Below are 258 nucleotides of genomic sequence, written 5' to 3'. Positions count from 1 at the left end.
CCACATCTATGGAAGGTTTAGCGCTTGCATCCTTTGTCGTGAATAATCAGGGGGCAAAGTACGTTTTAACAGGTGCTGCCAGCCATAATGCAGCAGCCGAAAAGCAATTCCGTTATCCAACCGAATATGGCGGACAAAAGCCGCCGACAGCCCAATGGACAGTAACCGGGGCCGGGGTTGCTCTAATGCAGCCCAATGATCCTGCACAAAACATGCCTGTAACGACATCGGCTACTATTGGGAAGGTTATCGATATGG

The 258-nt window shown here is 50.4% G+C and carries 1 pseudogene; it reads left to right on the top strand.

Annotation, left to right across the window (positions count from 1 at the left end):
• Positions 1–258 (top strand): annotated as a pseudogene (locus RYX56_RS23555) (stage V sporulation protein AD); the annotation flags it as partial.

The sequence above is a fragment of the Alkalihalophilus lindianensis genome, from assembly GCF_032843265.1.
Classification (GTDB): domain Bacteria; phylum Bacillota; class Bacilli; order Bacillales; family Bacillaceae_D; genus Alkalihalophilus; species Alkalihalophilus lindianensis.
Note: the sequence above shows the minus strand (reverse complement) of the source record. Positions and strands in the feature narration are given on the sequence as shown.